Source organism: Novosphingobium sp. NBM11, from assembly GCF_015390225.1.
Lineage (GTDB): Bacteria > Pseudomonadota > Alphaproteobacteria > Sphingomonadales > Sphingomonadaceae > Novosphingobium.
The window spans coordinates 863,510-886,807 of sequence record NZ_VUOG01000003.1 but is presented as its reverse complement, the minus strand read 5'-3'; the positions used below and the strand labels follow the sequence as shown (position 1 = coordinate 886,807).

Sequence of the window (23,298 nt, the reverse complement as noted above, 5' to 3'; positions counted from 1 at the left end):
TCAAATCCCCAGGCAGGTCAGCTTGATGTCGAGATAGTCGTCCATCCCGAACGACGATCCTTCGCGCCCGATGCCGGATTCCTTGACCCCGCCGAACGGGGCGGCCTCGGTGGAGATGAGGCCCGTGTTCAGCCCCACCATGCCATAGGCCAGCGCCTCGGGAACGCGCCAGCTCCGGCCAAGATCGCGCGTGAACACGTAGGCCGCCAGCCCCGCGTCGGTGTCGTTGGCGAGCGCGATGGCCTCTTCCTCGGTTTCGAACCGCACCAGCCCGGCCACCGGGCCGAACGTTTCCTCGCGGCACAGCAGCGCCCCGGCGGGAACGTCCGCAATCACCGTCGGCGCGAAGAACGTGCCGCCCGCGTGGGCGTCGTCGGTCAGCGGAGCGCCCCCCGTCAGAATCCGGCCGCCGCGCGATACCGCGTCCTCGACATGCGCCTGCGCCTTGGCAACGGCGCGTGCATCGATCAGCGGCCCCTGATCGGTGCGCCCGGCCAGACCGGGGCCGACCACGAACGTCGCCACCCGCTCCGCCAGCCGCGCGGCAAAGGCATCGTAGATGCCGGACTGGACCAGCAGCCGGTTGGCGCAAACGCAGGTCTGCCCGGCGTTGCGGAACTTCGACGCCAGCGCGCCTTCTACTGCTGCCTCAAGATCGGCATCGTCGAACACGATGAACGGCGCGTTGCCGCCCAGTTCCAGCGAAACGCGCTTCACCGTGTTCATGCAGCGCGCGGCCAGCATCTTGCCCACTGCCGTGCTGCCCGTGAAGGTGAACTTGCGCACCCGCTTGTCGCCGGTCAGCACTTCGCCGATGGCGACGGCATCGCCCATCACCACGTTGAACACGCCTGCGGGAACGCCGGCCAGCTCCGCCAGCCGTGCCAGCGCGAGCGCCGACAGCGGCGTGAGCTCCGATGGCTTGAGCACGAACGTGCAGCCGGCGGCGAGCGCCGGCCCGGCCTTGCGCGTGATCATCGCCAGCGGGAAGTTCCAGGGCGTCACCGCGGCGACCACGCCGACCGGTTCCTTGCGGACGATCAGGCGCCGGTCCGTGGCGTGGGGCGTCAGGAGCGCGCCGTTGACGCGCCGCGCTTCCTCCGCGAACCATTCGAGAAAGCTGGCCGCATAGGCCACCTCGCCCGCCGCTTCCGCCAGCGGCTTGCCCTGCTCGGCCGTCATCAGGCGCGCCAGCGCGTCCCTGTTCTCCAGCATCAGGCCGGCCCAGCGCCGCAGGATTGCGCCCCGCGCCTGTCCGGTCAGCCGCGCCCACGCCGGGTGCGCGCGCGCGGCCGCGTCGACCGCCAGCGTCGCTTCAGCCGCGCCCAGCGACGGCACCGTACCGACGAGCGAGCCATCGGCGGGGTTCGTCACGTCGAACGTGCGTTCGCCCGTCACCCAGGCGCCATCGATGAACGCCGCATCGCGCAGCAGTCCACGTTCGTCGCTTGCGAGCACCGGCGCGACCTTGTCGGCGAGCATCACGCGGCTTCCTTCGCGGCGACGAGCGCGTCGGTCAGCACGGCCAGCCCTTCGTCGAGCACGGCATCGCTGGCGGTCAGCGGCACCAGGATGCGGATGGTCTGGCCCAGCGTGCCGCAGGTCAGCACCACCAGCCCGCGTTCGAGTGCGGCGCCGGTCACCCGCTTGGCGGCCGCGCCGTCCGGGTTGCCGTCCTGGTCCATCACATCGAAGGCGATCATCGCGCCGGGGCCGCGCAAATTGGCGATCCGGACGGTATCGTTGCGCGTTGCCGCCACGGTGATCGCCGCGCGGATGCGTTCGCCGATGGCGTTGGCGCGGTCGTTGAGCTTTTCCTCCTCGATCACGTCAAGCACGGCGAGCGCGGCCGCCACCGCCACCGGTGAGCCGGCATAGGTGCCGCCCAGCCCGCCGGGGCCGATTGCGTCCATCACCTCGGCACGGCCGATCACGCCGGAAAGCGGGAAACCGCCGGCAAGCGACTTGGCCACGGTCAGCAGATCGGGTTTTACAGGCTGGTGTTCGATGCCGAACATCTTGCCCGTGCGCGCGAAACCGGTCTGCACCTCGTCCGCGATGATGAGAATGCCGTAGGTCTGGCGCAGCTTGTCCAGCGCCTCGAACAGGCCGGGATCGGCCATGTGGAACCCGCCCTCGCCCTGCACCGGCTCGATGATGAAGGCCGCGATGCGTTCCGGCTCGATGTCCGCCGCGAACAGGAAGTCCAGCGCCTTGAGCGTCTGGTCCAGCGTGACGCCGCTCGATTCCGAGGGCAGCGGGATATGGTAGATTTCGGCGGGGAAAGGACCGAGACCCTTCTTGTAGGGATTGACCTTGCCCGTCATCGCCGAAGACAGCAGGGTGCGGCCATGGAAGCCGCCGGCAAAGGCGATGATGCCGGGCCGCCCCGTCGCAGCGCGCGCGATCTTCACCGCGTTCTCGGTCGCTTCCGCGCCGGTGGTGAAGAAGATGGTCTTGGCTTCGCCTTCCACCGGGGCGATCGCGTTCAGCTTCTCGGCCAGCTCGACGTAAGGTTCATAGGCCATGACCTGAAACGCCGTGTGCGTATAGGCATCAAGCTGTTCGGCAACGGCCGCCATCACGCGGGGATGGCGGTGCCCCACGTTGAGCACCGCTATGCCGCCCGCGAAATCGACGTAGCGCTTGCCCTCGACGTCCCAGATCTCGGCATTCTCGGCACGGGCCGCGAAGACCGGCGTGGCCGTGGCAACGCCACGCGGCACAGCGCGTTCGCGGCGTTCGAGAATGGACTGGTTCGTCATGAGGCAACTCCTGCTGCGCGGGTGGGATACGCGCGCGGGAAAGGCCGGCGCGGATCACGATAGCGACCGGCCTAAGGCCCTCCACCAACGCGCGGAAGGCGCCTTGTGTGGTTGCAGTGGTAACGCTAGGTTACCACCATGAGCACCGGAACCCTTCCGCCGTTTGCCGTGCTGCGCGCGTTCGACAGGGTCGGTCGCCTGGGTGGCATCCGCAAGGCGGCCCTTTCGTTGCAGATCAGCCACGCCATCGTCAGCCGCCACATGGCCGCGCTGGAAACCTTCCTGGGCGTCACGCTCTACAATCGCCGGACGGGCGAACTGACCGAAGCCGGGCGCCGGTATCACGCGCGAATCTCTGCCGCTATTTCCGACATGGAAGCGGCGACGAGCGCGGTGAAGGGAGCGCACGCGCGTCCGCTTACCATCTGGTGTTCCGCAGGCTTTTCGCTGCACTGGCTGGCGCAACGCCTCCCGGACTTTCGCACCGGCGCGCGCGACCGCAGCGGACCGCTGGTCGATCTTCACTCCACCGACACGGAACCATCGTTCCGGCACGATGAAGCGGACGGCGATATCCGCTATCTGTTCGACGAAGATGCCAAGACCTTGCCCGATGACATGCGCGCGGAGGAAATTGCCCGGCCTGTGGTGTTTCCTGTCGCCGCGCCGTCTTTCAGGATCGGCCGGCACGGCGCCTTGCGAAAACGCGAGGACATTCTGGACCTGCCGATGATTCAGGAACGGTCCGATGCGGAATGGGCCAGCTGGCTTTCGCTACAAGGCCTTAGCCCCAAAGTAAGCCAGCCCGTCGCGCGGTACGGGCAGGCGCACCTGGCGCTCGTCGCGGCGCGATCGGGGCAAGGCGTGGCGCTGGCCAACCATTACCTGGTTGCCGACGATCTGGCCAGCGGCAGACTGGTCAAGCTGACGCCCGATGACGGCCCGTGGGAACCTGTTCGGCTGGGAGCCTACTATTTCCGGTGTAGCCGGCCACGCTGGAACGAGCCGCTTGTCGCCCGCTTCCGGCGCTGGCTGCACAAGGCCGTGGCGCAAGACGAACAGGCGCGGTCCGTGCCGGACGGCAGCGCAACCTGAAGTGGACGCCGTCGCAAAGACGCCCTTGCCATAGCCACTGTTCGCGCTCTCGATCATGCTCGATACCCATAATTCATGCATGTTGACTAGGAAACATTTTCGCATAGTTTCCTAGTCAACAAACTGGATTGACATGGCTGCTGTTTCCGACCTTACCGCCCATACCGGCTATCTTTTACGCATGGTGTCGAACGCGGTCTCGCAGGAGTTCGCGCGCAAGATGGCGGGCGAAGGTGTGACGGTGGCTGAATGGGTGATGCTCCGCTCACTCTATGGTGGCGAAGCTGTCGCACCGTCGGCTCTGGCCGGCAGGATGGGTATGACCAGGGGGGCCATAAGCAAGCTCGCCGACCGGTTAGAGGCGAAAGGACTGATCGAGCGTGCCGGCAACCCGGATGACAAGCGCGCGCAACGCCTTTCACTGTCTACCGTCGGGGCGGAGAAGGTGCCGGCGCTTGCTCACCTTGCCGATGAGAACGACGCCGTCTTTCTCGCTGCCCTGACCGGTAAGGAGCAGGAAAGCCTGCGCGCACTGCTGCACACCCTGATCGACAAGCACAAGCTGTCGGCCATGCCCGTCGATTGACCGACTTCCATATCATCGAAGAAAGGAACTGCGCATGGACGCGGAACGGATTGCTGTGGCCAAAGCCTGCCTCGATGCGGCCTGTGATGGCAGCCTGAGCTTCCCGGAAATCATCCACAGGCTGATCGATGCCGGGTTCGAAGGCTATGCGGTCGACTATCGTCGCAACAGCCAGACCTGCTATCTGCCCGATGGCGATTGCATAGCACTCGATCTGCCGCATTCGGCGGGCGCCGTCGCTGCCACGTTCGACAACGCGGGCGTGGAAGCGCTGGTGCGCTGGGCTCAGGCCGCCGGTCCCGATTATAGCTATGCCGCCTTCAGCGAAAAGGTGAAAGACAAGGGCTGCGCCGGCTATATCGTTTCGTTCCTGGGGCGCCGCGTCGTTTACTACGGCCGAACCGCTGAAACCCATGTCGAGTTATTCCCGCAATGATCCCTGCGGCATCGTAAGCAGCGAGGGCGAGGACAGGAGGCGACGTCGGGGAAGGCCAACTTCCGCAGCAGGCCGGCAATCGGGCGCGGTTCAGATCCTGACGTCGCCCGTTCTCAGCACGGACGCGATGATCCACCCGGCGATGATCGGGGAAACCAGCATTGCCGCCAGCCCGTAGCGGAGCGCCTGCGCGCCGTGTTCGGCCTGCCACCCGTCGCTGATCGCGCCGACGACAGCGGGGCCGAGCGCGCCCCCGACGAGGCCCATCAGGATGATCACGACGGTCGCGGTGATCCCGCGCTCGCGCGGTCCGACCAGCCCGATCGCGTAGTTCATGATCGGGGGGATGGCCGCGCTGAGCAGAAGGTTCATGACGCCGGCGCACACCAGGGCAAGCTGGATTTCCCGCACGAAGACGAAGCCGGCCATGAACGGCAGCGAGAGCAGGACCGCCACCAGCGAAACCCGCAGCATGGCATCGCGCCGCCCGGTGCGGCGCACCACGCCGTCGGCGAGAAAACCCGACGCGACGGTCCCGACGATGCCGCCAAGTCCTACCGGCGGACCGATCAAAATCCCCACCTGCCCCAGTTCGATCCCGTGCAGCCGGATCAGGAAAGCCGGCCCCCATGCTCCCAGCACGGAACCCATCATGGCGGTGAAGCCAAGGCCCACCGAAAGGTACAATACCTCCCTTATGCGCAGCACCGCGCGAAAGCCGGTCACGAGATCGGTCCAGTAGGCCACGGGGGACTCGTCGTCGGCGCGAGCGCGGGCGGGTTCCCGCACGGTGAGGGCCAGAAGCGCGGCCACCGCCAGGCCCGCTGCGCCGCACACGATGAACATGCTGCGCCACCCCATCAGGGCGGCAAGAACCCCGGCCAGTATCGTGCCGCCGACGATTCCGGCGAAATTGCTCGACTGATAGATCGATACGGCCCGGCCGCGCGCTTCGGTCCGGAAAAGATCGGGGATCATCGACATGGCCACCGGAAAAGCCGTCGCCTCGCCAATGCCGACGAGAATCCGGGCCAGAGACAGGGTGAGGTAGCCGTGGGCAAGCCCGGTCCAGGCTGTCGCCAACGACCACAGCACGATGCCCGCCGCCAGTATCCTGACGCGGTTGCCCCGGTCCACGTGCCGGGCGATGAACACGCCCCCGAGCAGGCTGAAAAGCACGAAGAACAGACCGCTGACCAGAGCAAGCTGCGTATCGCTCAATCCAAGGTCGTTGCGTAGCGGTTCGGCCACCACACCGAACAGCATCCTGTCGCCCTGGTTGAGAACGTTGGTCAGGAAAAGGACGGCGAGCGCCCAGTACGACGACAGGCCCTGCCGCGGCGCCGGCTCGACCGGCGTCATGCGCGTTTCAGGCCCAGCAGATCGGCGGCATTGAGGCCAAGGATGCGCGCCTTGTCCTCCTCCGCCAACCGCGCGTGGAAACCGACGGGATCGGGCTCCGCCATGTCGAAGGGGTAATCGGTGCCCAGGCACAGCCGATCCGCGCCATGCGTGCGGACCAAGCTTTCGAGCTGATCCTGATCGAACACAAGCGTATCGAGCCAGAGCTTGCGCAGATAGCTTGAGGGCGCGTGCTGGCAATGCTCGCTGCAATCCCCCCTTGCCCGCCAGCCATGGTCCATGCGGCCCCAATAGCCAGGCAGATAGCCGCCGCCGTGCGCCACGCAGATTTTCAGTCCCGGGTGCCGGTCCAGCGTGCCGCTGAAAATCAGGTGTCCGATCGCAAGGGTGGACTCCAGTGGATTGCCGATCAGGTTGTTGAAGTAATACTCGCTCATCCGCTGTCCCTGCGTGAAACCCAGGGGGTGCAGGAAGATCAGCACGCCCAGCTCCTCGGCCGCCGCCCAGAACGGGCGCAGCCGTTCGGCGTGAAGGTCTTCGCCGTTGACATTCGAACTGATCTCGATGCCGCGCAGATCAAGCTCGGCCACGCAGCGGCGCATCTCGGCAATCGCCATTTCCGCGTTCTGCAGCGGAACCGTGCCCATGCCCACGAACCGGTCGGGCTGGCTGGCGACCGCCGCCGCCATCCCGTCGTTCACCGCCCGCGCGGCATCCCGGCCGGTCTCCGCATCGGCATAGTAGAAGTATTGTCCGGGGCTGGGCGACAGCGCCTGCACATCGATGCCCAGCCGGTCCATGTCGGCAAGGCGCGTATCGAGCGTGTTGAGCGTGCGGCCCATCGCCGCGAACATCGCGCGGTTGACCTCGCCGGTCTTGGCGCTGGTGAAATCGTTGATGCCCGGCGGCGGCCCGGGATAGCGCGCCTGTACGATGGCATCGGCAGCCGGAATGCCGAGATGGCAGTGGATGTCGACAACCAGATGCTGGCCGCGTGCGCGAACCGGGATCGGCGCACGATCGCCGCAGGTAAACAGGCTCATGCAAGGCTCCGCGCAGGTTGGATGGCCCCGGCGCATTCGCCGAAGCCGATCGGGACGAAGCCATCGCGCGTGGCGCGGCCGCGTATGGTCAGAATGTCGCCGTCCTCCAGCATCGTGCGCGTGCTGCCATCGGGCAGCGTGATCGGCACGCCGCTGCCCAGCGTGATTTCGGCAAGGCAGGCCCGGCTTTCGTCTTCTGGACCGGAAACGGTCCCGGTGGCGATAAGATCGCCGGTATCGATCGGCGTGCCGTTGGAGGTCTGGTGGGCAACCATCTGCGCCAGCGTCCAGTACAGGTCGCGCGTGTTGGTGCGTACGATCCGCTGGGGGGAAAGGCCGGGCGCGGCGAGCTCTGCGGTCAGCTCGATGGCAAGCCCTCCCCCGGCGATGTCGGCGGGATCGCTAAGATGTGCGGCAAGCGCGGGCTCGCCTTCGTCGCGGCCCCGCGCCGCGACGCGGAACGGCGCCAGCGCTTCCATCGTGACGATCCATGGGCTGACCGTCGTCAGGAACGATTTGCCCAGATACGGCCCGAGCACGGATTCGAAGAACTGGATGGCCCGCGCCGACCAGTCGTTGACAAGGCAGCATCCGAACAGGGCCTGCTCTGCTTCCGCCATGGTCAGCGGCTCGCCCGGAGGGTTTCCGCCGCGCAGCCAGGCGCCGAACTCCAGTTCGAAATCGAGCATCGGTTCCGCGCCGAAGCGCACTTCGCCGCTGCCGGGCGCGGTTTCGAACTGCCCTAGCGGCCGCTGCACCGGCGTTCCGCTCACCGCCACCGAGCTCGCCCGGCCATTGTAGGCGACGGGCAGCGACAGGGCCGCAAGGCCGGGCGTCTTCCGGCCCATCCGCGCGATGTGATCGTAAGACGTGCAGAAATCGGTGAACGCCGGCGGACGGACCGGCAGGCGCATCGTCACGTCCGACAGCGGCACGAGCATCGGCTCCAGCACCGATCGGTCGGCTCCGCCACCCTCGCGGAACAGCTGCGAAAGCTCCGCGCGCAAGGCGCTTACGTCGGCCGGCGCGCAGGCCAGCAGCGGCGCCAGCGTTTCCCCGCTGGCCGCCTTTGCGGCCGCAAGCGCCCCGTCGCCACAGAGCAATCCGCTGGCGCCGAGCGCTGCCAGATCGATCACGCAATCGCCAAGCGCCACCCCGCCCCGCACCCGGCCGCCGTGTTCGAACAGCCCGAACGGCAGGTTCTGGATGGGGAAGTCCGTCTCGGGCAGGTTGGCCGAAGCGAGCCACGACCGCGCGACGGGATCGTGCGTGGCGTTGAGCGGCGCATCAATGGTCATGGCCACACCCTTCGTGCGCTGCCAGTTCGCTGGCATAGCGGCCCATTTCGCCGAACAGGTCGGCCCCGTCCTCCGGCGCGAGCGGCGCGCCCCACTGCCGGTACAGCGCGAAGACGTTGGCCACGATGCGCTCCGGGTCGGTCCAGCCGCGATACTCGGCCATGTTGATGTCGCGCCCAGCCTCCTTCCAGCCCATCCCGGCTTCGAACCGCCGGCGCGCTTCGTCCCGGACATAGCCGAAGTAGTCGCGCAGGTTGGCGACTGCCACGGTATCCGTGATCGGGCCGTGGCCGGGCACGACCACTTCGGGATCGAGCGCGATGATGTGTTCGCAGGCGGCGATCCAGTTTTCGATCGGGCCATCCCACATGATCGGATGCCCTTCGTTGAACAGCAGATCCCCGGTGAAAACCACGCGCTGCTGCGGCAGCCAGGCAATCGTGTCGGAGGCGGTGTGCGCGGGGCCAAGGTCGATCAGCTCGACCGCGGTATCGCCGACGCTCAGCTGCAACGACTGTTCGAAGGTACGGTTGGGCATGGCGACGGAATCGAGGTCGCTCCAGTCGAACTTGCGGCCCATGGTTTCGTAGAGAAAGGCGCCGGCATCGCCCATCGCCTGCCAGTTATCGGCCAGGCTGGCGAAGCGCACCGGATCGAACCCGCCCATCTCTCGCGCGGTTTCGACCGTGGCGATGATCTCGGCCCCTTCGACCAGCCCGTTGCCCACGAAATGATCGGGGTTCGCGTGCGTGTTCACGAGACGATCGATATGATCGCCGCCATCGACGCGCGCAAAGTCCGCCAGCATCGTTCTGGTCAGGCTCCGGCTCATCAGCGTATCGACCAGCAGGGTTTCTCCCCGCGATACGATCAGCCCGGCGTTCGACCATCCCCATGTGCCATCAGGCTGAACGTAACCGTAAACGCCATTGCCGATATCGTGGACGCCCTGCGTGAAGGCCCAATTCGCCATTCCCGTCTCCTTCTCCCGCCACAACCCTAACGCTTTTATTCCTGTTCTCAAGAATTAAGTCGCGCGCTAAGGGTGAAAAATGAGCAGCAGCAAACAGCCGCGCAGGGGCAAGGGACGACCGGTCGGTTCGGGGGATGGCGTCGGCAAGGAAACGCTGATTGCCGCGGCCAAGAAGCTGCTGCAGGAATTGACTCCGGCGCAAGTGACGATCGCCGCCATCGCGCGCGAGGCCGGGGCCGACCCTGCCCTTGTTCGGTACTATTTTGGTTCGCGCGAGGCCCTGCTGCTGGAAGTCACGCAACAGATCGCGCTTCAGGCCGAGGTCGAAAGCCGTTCGGAAGACCTTACGCCCGAGGCGGGGCTGGAAGACCTGATCCACCGCACGTTCCGCTTCACCCGCTCGGCCCGATACATGCAACGGCTGATGGCGGAGGAATTGAGCAGCGTCCGCTCGCCCGAAGTGCGCGAGAAGCTGCGCAAGTGGCAGAGCATGCCGGTCGAGGCCTACCAGGCCTTGCTCGATGCCGATCACGACAAGCAACTGACCGATTTCTCTCCTCTGTTCGTTCATCTGGCCGTGATCGGGATCAGCGATTTCTTCCACTCCGGCGAGGAAGTGGTGAAGATGCTCGTGCCCGAAGGAACCGATCTTGCCGCGCTGGAGCAGGAATACGAGGCGTTCGTCCCGAAACTCCTGCTGGACGGGCTTCGCCGGCGTTAACCGGCGACGCTTTCCTTCACGCAAGGATTGCGCTGCTGCCCCAGGCCGGTGATTTCTCCTTCCATCACATCGCCATCCTGCAGGTAAACCCCGAAGGCCGATCCGTTGCCGTAGGGCGAACCGGTGCAGATCAAGTCGCCGGGCTGCAGCTCCACGATGCTCGACAGGAACGCGATCTGCCGTTCGATGCCGATCATCATGTCGGACGTGGATTCGTCCTGATAAACCTTGCCGTTCACCGAAAGCCGGATATTCAGCGCATAGGGATCGGCCACGTTCTGGCGCGGCACCAGCAAGGGGCCGAACGGCAGGAACGTGGGAAAACTCTTGCCCGCCAGCCAGTCCGGCCCCACAGCCGAGCCGTCCTTGCGAAATATCAGTTCGCGCGCGGTCACGTCGTTCACCACGGCGTAGGCGGCGACGTGATCCATGGCCTGTTCGGGCGACACATGGCGGCAGCGCTTGCCGATGACGACGCCCAGTTCCAGTTCCCAATCGGGCTTTTCGACCTGCCGCGGCAGGACAACCGTGTCGTTCGGCCCGATCACGGCGGACGGCAGCTTGATGAAGCAGAAGGGGGTCGATGTCTTCGCCTTCTCGTCCATCACGCGTTCGGCATGGGCGCGCAGTTCCTCGGGCGACTTGCCTTCCATGTCGGCGGTGCGCATCGACGGATCGCCCATCATCAGGCCGATCACGTGCTTGCGATAGTTCGCCCCCGTGCAGAACACCTGCCGGGGCACGTAAGGAATCAGCGCGGCCGCCATGTCGAACGGCACGGCCTGCGCCCAGGCATCCTCGCCGAGCCCGGCGATGGCCGTGCACGTTTCTTCCCACGCCTCAACAAGCCGCAAGGCATCGTTCGCCAGGCCAACCCGCGCGAGTGGCAAGGCCTTGCCCGCGCGCACGGCCACCGCCGCAGGCGCGCCATCGACCTTGATCGTTGCGATACCGGTAAAGTCCACGTTCGGTTGCCCCTTCTTCAACAGGCTTCTGGCTTCAATAGGGCTTCTGGAGGGCCGCCAGCGTGCCGCCCAGCATACGATTGGCTTCCACCTGGTCCCCCCCGGTCATCTCGATCGTGCCGATCCGCACCGAGTTCTCCACCACGATCCGCGCGCGTTCGAAGCGGTGCGCCATGAACGAGGCCAGCGCGGCATCGACGCTGTCATGCGCGGCAAGCTCGCGCCCCAGCACGAGCGCGTCCTCGATCGCCATGCCCGCGCCCGACGCCATGTGGGGTGTGGTGGCGTGGGCGGCATCGCCGACCAGCACGACGCGCCCCTTGTACCAGGGATCGGCCAGCAGTTGCCATTCCAGCGGCCGGTAGTTCACCAGCGAATGATCGCCCAGGCCATCGCGCACATCGGCGACATAACTTCCGAAGCCCGCCAGCAGGTCCTTGAGGCGGCCGACCATGTCCTCCGACGCATAGCGTGGATTGTCGGGCACGTGCTCCAGCGCGAACAGGTACATGTGCGTGGGCGAAACGGGATTGAAGCCCAGCTTCACCGGCCCGCCGAAGAACATCTCCGTCCCGGTCATGCCCTCTGGCCGCGGTGCTATCGCTCTCCAGCAGCCCTGCCCGGTGAAAACCGGGGCGGGGGCATCGGGGAATAGAGCGCCGCGGGTCTGCGAATAGATGCCGTCCGCTCCGATCACCAGATCGAAGCGCCCCCGTGATCCATCCGAGAATGCGACGTCGACGCCATCGCCCGTATCATCGAGCGCGGCGACCGTCGTGCCGAGCCGCACGGTCGCCGGCGAGGCCTTGACCCGCGCGGAAAGGATCTCGTGCAGTTCGGGCCGCATGATGCCGCCGCTGCAGTTGATCGGGGCGGCATCCGGCACCGGCGGCGCTTCGAACAGGATGCCGCCATCGGGCGAGCGCCCCTTGAAGCCCGAGCCGACGTGCCCGCGCCGGCGCACTTCATCGAGCAAGCCGAGATCGTCGAGCGCGCGCAGCGAGGTGCCGGTCACGCTGATGCCCGCGCCATAGGTGCGCCATTCGGGATCGGCATCGATCAGATCGACCGTCACGCCCTGCCCGCTTAGCACGAGCGCGGCGCTCATCCCCGCGATGCCGCCACCGATCACCAGTGCCGAGGCGATCATGCCGGCACCTGCCACAGCGCCGGATCGGGCGCCATTTCGGCATGAGGCTTGTTTCCGGGAATGATCCGCCCGGTGCCCCACTGGTCCATCGTCTCGAGCCCCGGCGTGTGGACCTTCGGCTGCCATGTCGCCTCGTCAACTTCCTCGAGGTCCGACGTGTATTCCACCGTGTTGCCGTTGGGCGTGGTGTAATAGGTGAACGTGTTGTTGCCCGCCGTATGGCGCCCTGGCCCCCATTGCAGTTCGATCCCCGCGCCGTTCATCCGGGCCAGGCCGCGCATCAGGGCATCGATCGAGGCGACGTCGAACGCGATGTGGTTGAGCGCGGGCGGTCCCGGCAGGATCGCCAGGCGGTGGTGGGCCGGATTGCAGCGCAGGAACACCATGAAATCGCCCAGCCAGTCCGAAAGCCGGAAGCCCAGGACGTCGCGATACCATTGCTCCAGCGCCTTGTGCGCCGGCGAATGGAGCACGACGTGGCTGATGCGCAAGGGAGCCGCCAGCGCGGGCGGCAGGTCGCCCACCGTGCGCTGTGCGCTGCCGGTGACCACTTCGAAGGCGTGACCGTCCGGATCGAAGGCCCGGAAGCCGTAGCCCCCCGCTGGGCCGTCCAGTTCGACGGGCTCGCTGATGATCTTCGCGCCCGAACCCCGCACTTGCGCGAACAGGGCATCGACATCGGACCGGCTCGCCGCCGAATAGCCGATCAGATCGGTCTTGCGGACCTCGTCCTGGCGCAGGCGGATCACGTAAGGGTGCGAAGACCCTACCGCAGCGAGGTACACCATCCCGTTCTGCTCGAACCCGGGTTCGAGCTTCCAGACATCGCGGAAGAAATCGCTTTCCGCCGCAATGTCGGGAACCGCGAGGGCGACGTACTGAAGGTCGGTAACCGAAACTGTCATGTTGATATGGCTCCAGTTCGCTGGTGCTGGCTCGTGCTAGAACTTGAATGCCGCCCGGACGCCATAGGTGCGGGGCTGCTCCGCGTTGGCGACGATCAGGTTGGCGCTGTTGGTAAAGGGGTTCACGATGCGCTGGTTGTTTTCCACGTTGAAGACATAGCCCGTGATCGACCAGCGATCGCTTTCCTCCGCCAGTGTCACCGAAAGCGTGGTGACGAAATTGGCCGGAGCCTTCAGGTACGAAAGGTAATCGGCGCTGACGAAGCTGGAACTGCGGAACCGGGTATTGGCCTGGAGCACCAGCTTGAGCGTATCGACGTGGAACGTTTGCTGCCCGTTGAGCGTGACGGACCACTTCGGGGCGTTGAATGCGGGCCGGCCCGAACAGTCGATCGCGAAGACGTTGATCGTGCCGCCCGGCGTCGTCTGCGTGGTCGGCGCGAAGGGGCAGGCCGTGTTGGGCGGCAGTCCCTGGTTCGGCACGTAATAGACGAAGCTGTCATAGCTCGTGTCGAGATACTGCACCGAGCCGGACAGCAGGGTATCCGTCGCGGCAAGGAGTTCGACATCGAGATCGAAGCCCTTGATCGTGCTGTTGCCGATGTTGCGCGTCAGGAACACCGTCGATGGCGGATTGCCGAGGTCATAGCCGAACTGGCTGAACTGCTGGTTGCGATACTTCCAGATAAAGCCTTCGAGATTGACCTGCAGCTTGTTGCCGAAGAACCGGTTCTTTGAACCGATAGTGTAGGCATCGAGCGTTTCCGGCGCATAGGATTCCAGTCCGCGGGCAAACGTGAAGCCCCCCGCGTGGTATCCCGTTTCAAAGCTGGCATAGACCATGTTGCGCGGCGAAAAATCGTACTGCGCGGCAAGGCGATAGGTAAACTTGTTGTTCCGCAGGCCGGAATTGACCGGGATCGGCGAGCGCAGCACGAACGGCGCCGTGGTCGAACCGCCAGCAACCGGCGGCAGGGCGAACAGCGGCACGTTGGTGATGGGCACACCGTTGGCGGTGTAGAACGCTTCCACATCGGCGGCGGTCTGCACGCGGGGGATAAGCGGCGTGTTCGGACAGACATTGCCTATTCCGGGCTGGCCGCAGAACAGCAGATAGACCTGCGACGTGCCGTTGAAGGTCTTGCGGTCCGACGTGTAGCGCCCGGCTGCCGTCAGGCTCAGCTTCTCCACCGGCTTGAAGGTAACCTTGCCGAAGCCCGCCCACGATTCCGTGCTGGTCTTGAAGTTCTGGAATGGCGAAAGCGTCCACTGGTTGTACCACGCGCTCGCCGAAATCCGCTCGTCGTAATAGATGCCGCCGATCAGGTAATCCAGCTGCTTGCCCAAGCTGCCTGCCCACCGCGCCTCGACGCTGGCCTGCCGGTCCTTTTCCTTCGACCCGGATTCACGGAAGATGTTGGTGAAGACGTAATCGAGGTTTGCCTCGCGCCAGGCCGGCTGGATCGTCAGCGTCCCGGCATCGGTCTTGTAGTTCAGTTCGGCGGTGACGCCCCAGTAGCTGTTGTCGTTGGAAGGACGGCCGTCCTGCACCGCGCCGGCACGCCCCGCCTGCGTCAGAAAGCGCGAGGCCAGCAAGCCCTGCGACGCGGGATCGCCGGTTCCCTGCTGCGTGGAAAAGCCCGAGGGCACGAAGTTGTATCCGGCGAAACCCGTCGGGCCGAAGGTCGGGTTCACCGCGCCAACGTAATACCCAGAGGCACTGGCGCCGCCCTGGTGGGCGTAGTCGAACGCCAGCCGCAGATCGAGCGCTGCGCTCGGCTCCGCATAGATCTGGACCCTGGCGCCGGCTTCCCGCTGGTTCCCGGTGCCATCGCTGAGAAAGGCATCATGGCGGGAGAGATTGCCCGCCGCGCGGATCGCCACGTTCTCGCCCAGAGGCAGGTTCACCGCCCCCTGCAGCGTCAACCAGTTGTAGTTGCCATAGCCGGCGCTGACCTCGCCCGCGGTGCTGTTCAGTTTCGGACGGTTGGGAATGACGTTGATCGCGCCGCCCGTGGCATTGCGCCCGTAGAGCGTGCCTTGCGGCCCCTTGAGCACTTCCACGCGGGCCAGGTCATAGAACATGCCGGAGGTTGAGGTGGGGCGCCCGATGTAAACCCCATCGAAATTGAAGGCGATGGCGGGGTCGGAATAGGCGTTGACCGTATTGTTGCCCACGCCGCGCAGATAGAACGTGGTCGTGCCACCGGAGCCACCGATGGTCGCTAGCGCGGGGGAGGTGCGGGAAAGGTCTTCCGCGCGCGTGACGCGCTGTATCGCCAGATCATCCGCCGTTACCACGTCGATCGCCAGGGGTGTCTTTTGCTGGCTCTGGCTCACCCTTTCGGCGGTCACAATGATCTCGCCCAACTGCCCTGCCTGCGGGTCGGCATCACCAGCTTCGGCATAGGCCGTGGCCGGCAACGTTCCGAGCGCGATGGCCATCACACACGCATTGCCATGGAATCGCTTCATGGTCCCTCTCCCGTTAAGCGCCCATTATTCTTGGGCGGCTGAATTATTAATTCCGGCTATCATGAAATATAGGGCTCCGCAAGCGGGTGCGTGGGCCTCGCGCCCCTCCCGCATGAATTATTTCTTGCCAACAGGAATTATCGTCCTAGCCTTGGGGGAAATCCGCAAGGCGGCCTTTGCGGCCGACCTTGGCACCGCGATTGGGAGATCGAACATGCTGAACGCCGCCGACAACACCCTGCTTACCCGGATCGGGCCAGGCACGCCGATGGGCACCATGCTTCGGGAATACTGGGTGCCGGCGTGCCGCTCGGCCAAGCTGGAAGCCGATGGCGCGCCGGAGAAGGTCCGCCTTTTCGGCGAGAACTTCGTCGCCTTCCGCGCGACCGACGGACGAGTCGGCTTTCTGCAGGAAGCGTGCCCGCATCGTTGCGCGAGCCTGCGCCTGGCGCGCAACGAAGGGAACGGCCTGCGCTGCATTTTCCATGGCTGGAAGTTCAGCGTCGACGGCGAATGCGTCGATGCCCCCACGGAACCGCGCGGCCAGCGGGAACGGTTTGCGCAAAGCGTGCCCGTCCGCAGCCATCCCACGCGCGAGGCCGGCGGGCTCGTGTGGGTCTACATGGGCGCGCAAGAGACGCCCCCGCCCTTCCCCGACTTCGAGTTCACGCAACTGCCCGATGCGCACGTGTTCCCCTTGCGCGGGATCATCAAGACCAACTGGCTGCAGGGTCTCGAAGCCCTGCTCGACAGCGCGCACGTGACATTCCTGCACGCCACCAATCTCGACAGCGCGGTCGGCCGGTCGCTCTTTCTGGAAGAGAGCGACATGATGCTGGGTGACGGCGCGCCGGTGTTCGAGTTCGACGAAAAGCCCTATGGCTTCACCGAAGGAGCGATCCGCACGGAACTGGGCGATCAGGACTATGCCCGGGTGCGCGAGGTCGCCCTGCCCTTCTTCAGCTTCATCCCCGCCGCCCCCACCGGCGCGCGGATCGTGTGCTGCTCGATTCCGATCGACGACGAAACCACCGCGCAATGGTACATATCCTATGACGCCGACGCGCCCGTCGATGGCAGCAACCTGACGCTGATGGGCAACTGGAGCGGTGATCCCGACCATTTCAATTCGGACATGGGCGATGAATCCAACCTCTGGCATCAGAACCGCGAAGCGATGAAGGCCGGCCACTGGTCCGGCATCGTCAACCGCGGCAACCCCTACGAGGATTTCGCCGTGCAGGAATCGATGGGGACCATCGTGGACCGCAGCCGCGAATACCTCGGCACGTGCGACCGCGTAATCTACCGTGCGCGCCGCATGTTGCTCGATGCGGTCCGGTCTTATGAATCGACGTCGACCGTACCGTTCACCGGTCCCCAGGCGGAACTGCGAACCATCCGCGCGCTAAGCTTCGCCTACCCCAAGACAGAAAACTGGCGCGATGTCCGGCAAGCCCTGCTCGCCGGACACGAAAGCGCTTAGGGCGGAACCCGTCGCTCTGCGCCCCCGATCTGGCGCCCCACAAATTTGCGCGTGGATCGGCGCAAAATGTTCTGACGACAGGCACCGCGCGAAACGGCGAGCGGTGCCTTTTAGCGTGCGGCCCGCGATCTGGTGAGCACGGCATCAAGCGAGAAGCGGCCACCGCCACGCAGCACCAGCGGCAGCAGCAGCGCGGCCCAGGTCAGGTGCGTGGGCCAGGCGTCGGGATAGACGAAGATCTCGATCACCGCCGTCATGCCCAGCAGGCCGAATGCGGCGATGCGCGTGCCGAGGCCAAGGACGAGCATGGTCGAGAACAGGTGTTCGGCGATCGTGGCCATCCACGCCGCCAGCACCGGCGGCAGCAATGGCAGCGCATATTCGCTGCGGAACAGCTCGAACGTGCCGTCGGTGATCGTGAACAGGCCTTCCACTTTCGATCGGCCCGACAGGAAGAAGACCGGCGCGATGGCGATCCGGTCGAGCAGGAGCAGCACGTCGTCGCTGCCGATCCGCGCGACAAGGACGCCTAAACCGGATTTGCGTTCAGGGTTCATGAGCCGTCTCCCAGGCAAAAGGAAGGGCCCGGCCGGTGAGGAACGGGGGCAAGTCAACCGGCCGGGCAGGAGCTTCAGGTACGGGGGGTTAGCGACCCGAAGCCCTTTGGCGTGCGGATGTGCGTGCAGGTGCCGGCCTTCACCAGCTTCCAGGCATCGCCCTGGTAGTCGACGCGCGAGGTTCCGGCGCAGCTGGTGCCGGCGCCGGCCTTGCAGTCGTTCTTGCCGGCCTTGGCCACGCCGTAGCACTTTTCCATTTGCGGCGCGTCCGCCGCGCTGACAGCGGTGCTGGCGCCGATGGCGATGGCGGCAGCCAGCGCCGCGTGCGTGATTTTCATGATCCATTCTCCTTTGCGGGTTTCGTTGATCCACCGGCCGTATCAGGTCCGACCACCGCATTTCGATCAGGGGCGCGGTCCGGTTACGGACATCGACCGGTAAAATTTTTGCCGGATTGCCTGTCCGGCTGTAACCATCGGCCCTTCGGCCCCGAAACGGCTTCGGGAAATGCACATGCAGGCAAGCGAAGATCAACTGAAGGCGTGGATGACACGCGGGCTGGACGGCGATGCGGCCGCGCACCAGTTGCTGTTGCGCGGGCTGCTGCCGGTGCTGCGCCAGTTCTATCGCCGCCGGATGAGCGGGCGCGAGGACGATGTGGAAGACCTTGTCCAGGAAACACTGATCGCGGTTCACCAGCGGCGCATCACATACGATCCCGCGCGGCCGCTGATGGCCTGGGTTTTCGCGATCGCGCGCTACAAGATGATCGACAGCTTCAGGCGTACTGGGCGGACGTGCGCGATCGAGGGATTGGAGGACATTCTCGTCGTCGAAGGCTTCGAGGACGCCAGCAACGCCCGTTCGGACGTCTCCCGCCTGCTCGATACGATCCCGGCCAAACAGGCGGCCGCCATCCGGGCCACGCGGATAGACGGACTCAGCACGGCCGAAGCCGCCGCTCGGCACGCCATGGGCGAATCCGACGTTAAAGTATCCGTGCATCGCGGGCTGAAAGCGCTCGCCGCACGGGTCAGGGACACATTGAAATGAACACCGACGACCTCATCGACAGCCTGACGAAGGACGTCAAACCCATGCCGCGCCATGCCTTGCGCCGGAGGCTGATCGCCGGCTTGATCCTTGGGGGCGGAGGGACTCTGCTTGCCGTCGGCGTATGGCTGGGCTTCCGGCCCGATCTGTGGATCGCCATGCATGGTGGCGCGTTCTGGATGAAGTGGCTCTACACCGCGTCCCTGGCCCTCTGCGCGACACTGGCGACCGCGCGGCTCGGCAGGCCCGATGGCGGCGCGCTCGGCTGGCTGTGGATCATGGCCTTGCCGGTGGCTGGCCTTGCGGCGATCAGCATCGCGGAAATGGCCAAGACGCCCTCGTCCGAATGGATGGCGATGTGGCTGGGCGCGAGCTGGAAGATCTGTTCGCGCAACGTATTCCTGCTGGCGATCCCGATTTTCGGAGGGCTGCTGTGGTCGTTCCGGCGGCTGGCCCCCACGCGGCTGCGCGCCGCGGGCGCCACCGCCGGCCTCACGGCGGGCGCCTGGGCGGCCACGCTCTATTGCCTGCATTGCCCGGAAGTCTCGGCGATTTTCGTGTTGACGTGGTATTCGCTCGGCATCGCGCTGGCAGCGTTGACGGGCGCGATGCTGGGGCCGAAATTACTGCGGTGGTGACTCGCAAAAATCTGTAACCGTCGCAGCCGGTCGCCCGAAGTACCAATGCCACTCAGGCAAGTCTTCAGGAGAATACCATGAAAGCGTCCACCAAGAGCATCAGCTTCGCCGCCACCGCCGCCCTGATCGCCGCCGCTTCGATGGCCGGCAGCACGCCCGCGCTGGCCAAGCATCACGAAGCGCCCAAGGTCGCCTGCTATGGCATCAACGCCTGCAAGGGCCAGTCCGATTGCAAGTCGGGCAACCATGACTGCAAGGGCATGAACGACTGCAAGGGTCAGGGTTTCAAGGACACGACCGCGGCCGAATGCACCAAGGCCGGCGGCAGCCTGACCGCTCCGCGCTGATTTGCGGCCTGTGCCGGTCGCGCGTCCGCGCGCGGCCGGCGGGTCCGCACCAACCCTGCCGGAGCGCCCCTCATGACATCTCCCCTCGCTCCCCGTTTCGGGCTGGGTTTGCGCAAGCCGCACTACCATGACTTTCTGGAAGGCGACGTTCCGGTCGATTTTGTCGAGGTCATCTCCGAAAACTTCATGGTCCCTGGCGGGCGCCCGCGCGACGTGCTGCGCCGGGTGCGCGAAAAGCATCCCGTGGCGCTGCACGGCGTCTCGATGTCGATCGGTTCCGCCGACGGCATCGATCGCGACTATCTGCTGCGGCTCAGGGCGCTGGCGGACGAGGTGGAGCCGATGCTTGTTTCGGATCACCTGTGCTGGACGCGCACCGGCGGGTTCAATTCGCACGACCTGCTGCCCCTGCCCTATACGGAAGAGGCGCTGGACGTGGTGTGCCGCAACGTCGATCGGGCGCAGGACATTCTGCGGCGGGCGCTGGTGATCGAGAACCCGTCCAGCTACCTCGCCTTTACCGGCGCGGAGATGACCGAGTGGGAATTCATCGCCGCGCTGTGCCAGCGTACCGGCTGCGGCCTGCTGCTCGATGTGAACAACATTCACGTCAGTGCGGTGAACCACGGCTTCGATGCGCACGCCTATGTCGCCGGTGTGCCGCTGGAGCAGGTCCGCCAGATCCATCTCGCCGGCCACACGCAGGGCCGCGAACTGCTGATCGACACGCACGACCAGCCCGTGCCCGATCCGGTCTGGGCCTTGTTCGGCACGGTGATGCGCAAGCTCGGCACCGACGTCGCCGTGATGATCGAGCGCGACGACAACATCCCGCCGCTGGCCGATCTGCTCGACGAACTGGACGTCGCTCGCTCGATTGCGCGCAACGGAAGCCCGGCATGGGCCTGAACACGACCAAGCCGCACGCGAACAGCCTCGGCGCGATGCAAGCCGACTTCCGCCGGTGGCTGGCCGAAGCGGACGAAAGCGCGGCCGAGCGCCTGCCGCTCGCCGACCGGCGCGGTCTTTCGGTTTACCAGAACAATTATCGCGCGCAGTTGATGGACTGCCTGGAAGCGAGCTATCCTCAGACGCTGGCCCTGATCGGCGCAGACGCTTTCCGCAGCGCCGCCGCCCATCATGTCGATGCCGTGCCGCCGCACAGCTGGACACTTGACGAATATGCCGAAGGCCTGCCGGGGACGCTGGCGGCGCTGTTTCCGGACCAGCCCGAAGCGGCGGACCTCGCCCGGCTGGAACTGGCGCTGGCCGAAGCCTTCGTCGCGCCCGACGCCCCTGCCCTGTCGCTGGCCGACATTCCCGACGTGGCCTGGGATACCGCCACGCTGCGGCTCGTCCCCTCGGCAACCTTCCTCGCTCTTTCCACCAACGCTGCCGACATATGGGCCGCGTTGAACCGCGAGGAAACACCACCCGCCGCCGATCATGACGGCGGGGTGCGCGCGCTGATCCTGTGGCGGCACGATTTCACCTGCTGCTTTCAGCTGATGGACGCGCAGGAAGCGGCCCTGCTGCCCCGCCTCGCCACCGGCTTGCGTTTCGAGACGATGTGCGAGGAACTGGTCGAGGCGCTGGGGCCAGACCACGGCATCGCGCTGGCGGGTGAACTGCTCGCGCGTTGGAGTCAGGCGGGCCTGCTGCGGCACCCCGATCGCTGAAGCCAAAGCCCTGTAGAATCACGCCATGCCAACCTGCCGGGTGGACATTCCCCCGCCATCGCCCGCATAGAGCGATGCGAATGCAAGGCGGCTCCACCAGTTGATGGCCGCCGGCACCGGAAAGGCCCTTGTCGTGAATCCCCTCCAGCGCTTTCTTCCCCGGCGGGTCCGCATTCTGCTGCGCCGCCACGGGCCGGAAGCGTTCATCTGGCGGCGGCGCGTGGCGCTGCTGGGCGGCGGCACCCTCATCGGGCTGGTCGCGCTGCTGTTCGCCACCCTGGCCGACAGGGCGAACGAGGGCTTTCAGGACATCGTCGCGCACTGGTGGTGGATGCCGCTGGTGCTGACGCCCGCCGGGTTCGTCGCCTTCGCCTGGCTGACCCTGCGCCTTGCACCGGCGGCCAAGGGATCGGGCATTCCGCAGGTGATGGCCGCGACCAAAGACCCCGAAGCGGCGCTCGGCGGTCTCGTGTCGGGGCGGACCGCGATCGTGAAATTCTTCCTGACCATTGGGGCGCTGCTGTTCGGGGCTTCCGTGGGACGCGAAGGGCCGACCGTACAGATCGCCGCCGCGATCATGGGCTATTCCCACCGGCTGATGCGGGTGCCGCTGCGCGCTTCGGTCTATATTGCCGGCGGTGCGGCGGGCGTGGCCGCGGCTTTCAACACGCCACTGGCGGGCGTGGCCTTCGCCATCGAGGAACTCGCCGCCGCCTATGAACAGCGCACCACGCTGCTGGTCATGGCGACCGTGCTGATCGCGGGCATGGTTAGCCTGGGCCTTGCCGGCGACTACGTCTATTTCGGCGAGATGCGCCAGACGCTGAACGTCACGCAAGCGCTCGTCGCGACGCCGGTGGCGGGCGTGCTGGGCGGCCTTGCCGGCGGCTGCTTCTCGCACCTGATGCTGTCGGCCGGCACGACGCGCTTCGCGCCGATGGCCTGGTTACGGGCACGGCCGCTGCTGCTGGCGCTCGGCTGCGGGCTGGTCGTCGCCGGTCTCGGCGTCGCGACCGGCCTGACGTGGGGCACCGGCTATCAGGCGGCGCGCAGCGTGATCGAGGGGCGCGATGTGCCGCTGTGGTTCGGCGCGGCCAAATTTGCGGCAACGCTGGCCACGGTCGTTTCCGGCCTGCCCGGCGGCATCTTCGCGCCCTCGCTCTCGATCGGGGCGGGGATCGGCGACATGCTGCGCAGCCTGCTACCCGGCTATCCGGCAGGCGCGGTGGTGCTGCTGGGCATGGTCGCCTATTTCAGCGGCGTGGTGCGCGCCCCGCTGACGTCGGTGATCATCATTTCGGAGACGACCGCCAGCCGGGGCCTGATGATGCCGCTGCTGGCCGCCGCGCTGATCGGCGATTTCGCGGCCAGCACGATCAGCCACGAAAAGCTCTACCACGGCCTGTCGCTGCGCTTCCTGCCCAGGGACTAGCCTTCCGGAACAAGCCTCACGCGGATGCCGTCGAGCGCTGGCACCAGCGGAATCTGGCACGAAAGGCGCGACCCGGAAGCGCGGTCGTCCACGCTGTCGAGCAGGTCGTTCTCGTCAGGCGACAGGGTGGGCAACAACCCCACGTAGGCATCGTCGATCACGACATGGCACGTTGCGCAGGAACAGCACCCGCCACACAGCGCCATGACCTCGTCGAAACCGTTTTCGCGCAGGGCCTCCATTAGCGACAGGCCTTCGCCCGCGTCGATGGTCCGGACCTCGCCGGCGAGGTTTTCCACGATCACTCCAATCATATCCCGCTCTTCCCGTAT

24 protein-coding genes are annotated in these 23,298 nt (G+C 66.0%); 11 read left to right on the top strand and 13 right to left on the bottom strand.

What is annotated here, in order from left to right:
• The gene (locus F1640_RS24100; protein WP_124809467.1) at window positions 1–1,482 is read right to left on the bottom strand and encodes an NAD-dependent succinate-semialdehyde dehydrogenase; all 1,482 of its coding nucleotides are present in this window, start codon (window positions 1,480–1,482) and stop codon (window positions 1–3) included.
• Complete coding sequence (gabT, locus tag F1640_RS24095; protein WP_124809466.1) at window positions 1,482–2,765, bottom strand: 4-aminobutyrate--2-oxoglutarate transaminase; 1,284 nt, start codon at window positions 2,763–2,765, stop codon at window positions 1,482–1,484. Before gabT ends, F1640_RS24100 begins: the two co-directional genes overlap by 1 nt.
• Window positions 2,766–2,903: 138 nt before the next feature.
• Between gabT and F1640_RS24090 the strand changes: the two genes are divergently transcribed.
• The 3 genes from F1640_RS24090 (at window position 2,904) to F1640_RS24080 (ending at window position 4,882) form a co-directional block, all read left to right on the top strand.
• Window positions 2,904–3,860 (top strand): LysR substrate-binding domain-containing protein, encoded by a 957-nt coding sequence (locus F1640_RS24090; protein ID WP_124809465.1) that lies wholly within the window; start codon window positions 2,904–2,906, stop codon window positions 3,858–3,860.
• Window positions 3,861–3,993: 133 nt separating this feature from the next.
• Window positions 3,994–4,446: a MarR family winged helix-turn-helix transcriptional regulator gene (locus F1640_RS24085; RefSeq protein ID WP_124809464.1), complete on the top strand. Its 453-nt coding sequence runs from the start codon at window positions 3,994–3,996 to the stop codon at window positions 4,444–4,446.
• 34 nt (window positions 4,447–4,480) lie between these two features.
• Window positions 4,481–4,882 carry a DUF1398 domain-containing protein gene (locus tag F1640_RS24080; protein ID WP_124809463.1) on the top strand — a complete coding sequence of 134 codons (402 nt, stop codon included), beginning with the start codon at window positions 4,481–4,483 and terminating at the stop codon, window positions 4,880–4,882.
• A gap of 90 nt (window positions 4,883–4,972) precedes the next feature.
• On the opposite strand, the gene F1640_RS24075 is transcribed toward F1640_RS24080, so the two are convergent.
• The 4 genes from F1640_RS24075 to F1640_RS24060 are packed head-to-tail and all read right to left on the bottom strand — an operon-like array spanning window position 4,973 to window position 9,558.
• Entirely contained in the window at window positions 4,973–6,244 is a 1,272-nt protein-coding gene (locus F1640_RS24075) for an MFS transporter (protein WP_124809462.1), read from the bottom strand.
• On the bottom strand, window positions 6,241–7,287 hold the full coding sequence (locus F1640_RS24070) for an amidohydrolase family protein (RefSeq protein ID WP_124809461.1): 1,047 nt from the start codon (window positions 7,285–7,287) through the stop codon (window positions 6,241–6,243). The genes F1640_RS24075 and F1640_RS24070 overlap by 4 nt, the downstream gene beginning before the upstream one ends.
• The gene (locus tag F1640_RS24065; RefSeq protein WP_124809460.1) at window positions 7,284–8,585 is read right to left on the bottom strand and encodes a fumarylacetoacetate hydrolase family protein; all 1,302 of its coding nucleotides are present in this window, start codon (window positions 8,583–8,585) and stop codon (window positions 7,284–7,286) included. The genes F1640_RS24070 and F1640_RS24065 overlap by 4 nt, the downstream gene beginning before the upstream one ends.
• Entirely contained in the window at window positions 8,575–9,558 is a 984-nt protein-coding gene (locus F1640_RS24060) for an MBL fold metallo-hydrolase (protein ID WP_124809459.1), read from the bottom strand. Before F1640_RS24060 ends, F1640_RS24065 begins: the two co-directional genes overlap by 11 nt.
• Before the next feature lie 79 nt (window positions 9,559–9,637).
• On the opposite strand from F1640_RS24060, the gene F1640_RS24055 reads away from it, so the two are divergent.
• On the top strand, window positions 9,638–10,279 hold the full coding sequence (locus F1640_RS24055) for a TetR/AcrR family transcriptional regulator (RefSeq protein ID WP_124809458.1): 642 nt from the start codon (window positions 9,638–9,640) through the stop codon (window positions 10,277–10,279).
• On the opposite strand, the gene F1640_RS24050 is transcribed toward F1640_RS24055, so the two are convergent.
• The 4 genes from F1640_RS24050 to F1640_RS24035 are packed head-to-tail and all read right to left on the bottom strand — an operon-like array spanning window position 10,276 to window position 15,774.
• The gene (locus F1640_RS24050; RefSeq protein ID WP_194921985.1) at window positions 10,276–11,244 is read right to left on the bottom strand and encodes a fumarylacetoacetate hydrolase family protein; all 969 of its coding nucleotides are present in this window, start codon (window positions 11,242–11,244) and stop codon (window positions 10,276–10,278) included. The genes F1640_RS24055 and F1640_RS24050 overlap by 4 nt on opposite strands.
• 34 nt (window positions 11,245–11,278) lie before the next feature.
• A complete protein-coding gene (locus F1640_RS24045; RefSeq protein WP_124809456.1) occupies window positions 11,279–12,394 on the bottom strand; it encodes an FAD-dependent oxidoreductase in 1,116 nt (371 codons plus the stop codon).
• Window positions 12,391–13,299 carry a VOC family protein gene (locus F1640_RS24040; protein WP_124809455.1) on the bottom strand — a complete coding sequence of 303 codons (909 nt, stop codon included), beginning with the start codon at window positions 13,297–13,299 and terminating at the stop codon, window positions 12,391–12,393. Before F1640_RS24040 ends, F1640_RS24045 begins: the two co-directional genes overlap by 4 nt.
• A gap of 36 nt (window positions 13,300–13,335) precedes the next feature.
• Window positions 13,336–15,774, bottom strand: a complete 2,439-nt coding sequence (locus tag F1640_RS24035) for a TonB-dependent receptor (protein ID WP_124809454.1) — start codon at window positions 15,772–15,774, stop codon at window positions 13,336–13,338.
• 214 nt (window positions 15,775–15,988) lie between these two features.
• Here F1640_RS24035 and F1640_RS24030 point away from each other — a divergent pair, with 214 nt between their 5' ends.
• Complete coding sequence (locus F1640_RS24030; RefSeq protein WP_190287244.1) at window positions 15,989–17,260, top strand: Rieske 2Fe-2S domain-containing protein; 1,272 nt, start codon at window positions 15,989–15,991, stop codon at window positions 17,258–17,260.
• A gap of 110 nt (window positions 17,261–17,370) precedes the next feature.
• Here the strand turns inward: F1640_RS24030 and F1640_RS24025 are convergent, their stop codons facing one another.
• On the bottom strand, window positions 17,371–17,817 hold the full coding sequence (locus F1640_RS24025) for a DoxX family protein (RefSeq protein WP_124809452.1): 447 nt from the start codon (window positions 17,815–17,817) through the stop codon (window positions 17,371–17,373).
• Window positions 17,818–17,891: 74 nt separating this feature from the next.
• Entirely contained in the window at window positions 17,892–18,155 is a 264-nt protein-coding gene (locus F1640_RS24020; RefSeq protein ID WP_124809451.1) for a DUF2282 domain-containing protein, read from the bottom strand.
• A gap of 175 nt (window positions 18,156–18,330) precedes the next feature.
• Here F1640_RS24020 and F1640_RS24015 point away from each other — a divergent pair, with 175 nt between their 5' ends.
• The 6 genes from F1640_RS24015 to F1640_RS23990 all read left to right on the top strand — a co-directional run bounded on the left by F1640_RS24015 (window position 18,331) and on the right by F1640_RS23990 (window position 22,966).
• Entirely contained in the window at window positions 18,331–18,870 is a 540-nt protein-coding gene (locus F1640_RS24015; RefSeq protein WP_124809450.1) for a sigma-70 family RNA polymerase sigma factor, read from the top strand.
• Complete coding sequence (locus F1640_RS24010) at window positions 18,867–19,508, top strand: DUF1109 domain-containing protein (RefSeq protein ID WP_124809449.1); 642 nt, start codon at window positions 18,867–18,869, stop codon at window positions 19,506–19,508. The genes F1640_RS24015 and F1640_RS24010 overlap by 4 nt, the downstream gene beginning before the upstream one ends.
• Window positions 19,509–19,585: 77 nt before the next feature.
• Window positions 19,586–19,855: a hypothetical protein gene (locus F1640_RS24005; RefSeq protein ID WP_124809448.1), complete on the top strand. Its 270-nt coding sequence runs from the start codon at window positions 19,586–19,588 to the stop codon at window positions 19,853–19,855.
• Window positions 19,856–19,927: 72 nt separating this feature from the next.
• Window positions 19,928–20,764, top strand: a complete 837-nt coding sequence (locus F1640_RS24000) for a DUF692 domain-containing protein (RefSeq protein WP_124809447.1) — start codon at window positions 19,928–19,930, stop codon at window positions 20,762–20,764.
• Window positions 20,755–21,534, top strand: coding sequence for a DNA-binding domain-containing protein (locus tag F1640_RS23995; RefSeq protein WP_124809446.1), 780 nt, complete (start codon window positions 20,755–20,757; stop codon window positions 21,532–21,534). The genes F1640_RS24000 and F1640_RS23995 overlap by 10 nt, the downstream gene beginning before the upstream one ends.
• Before the next feature lie 133 nt (window positions 21,535–21,667).
• Window positions 21,668–22,966 (top strand): chloride channel protein, encoded by a 1,299-nt coding sequence (locus F1640_RS23990; protein WP_375336211.1) that lies wholly within the window; start codon window positions 21,668–21,670, stop codon window positions 22,964–22,966.
• On the opposite strand, the gene F1640_RS23985 is transcribed toward F1640_RS23990, so the two are convergent.
• Window positions 22,963–23,280 carry a 2Fe-2S iron-sulfur cluster-binding protein gene (locus F1640_RS23985; RefSeq protein ID WP_124809444.1) on the bottom strand — a complete coding sequence of 106 codons (318 nt, stop codon included), beginning with the start codon at window positions 23,278–23,280 and terminating at the stop codon, window positions 22,963–22,965. The genes F1640_RS23990 and F1640_RS23985 overlap by 4 nt on opposite strands.
• Between the last annotated feature and the right edge of the window lie 18 nt (window positions 23,281–23,298).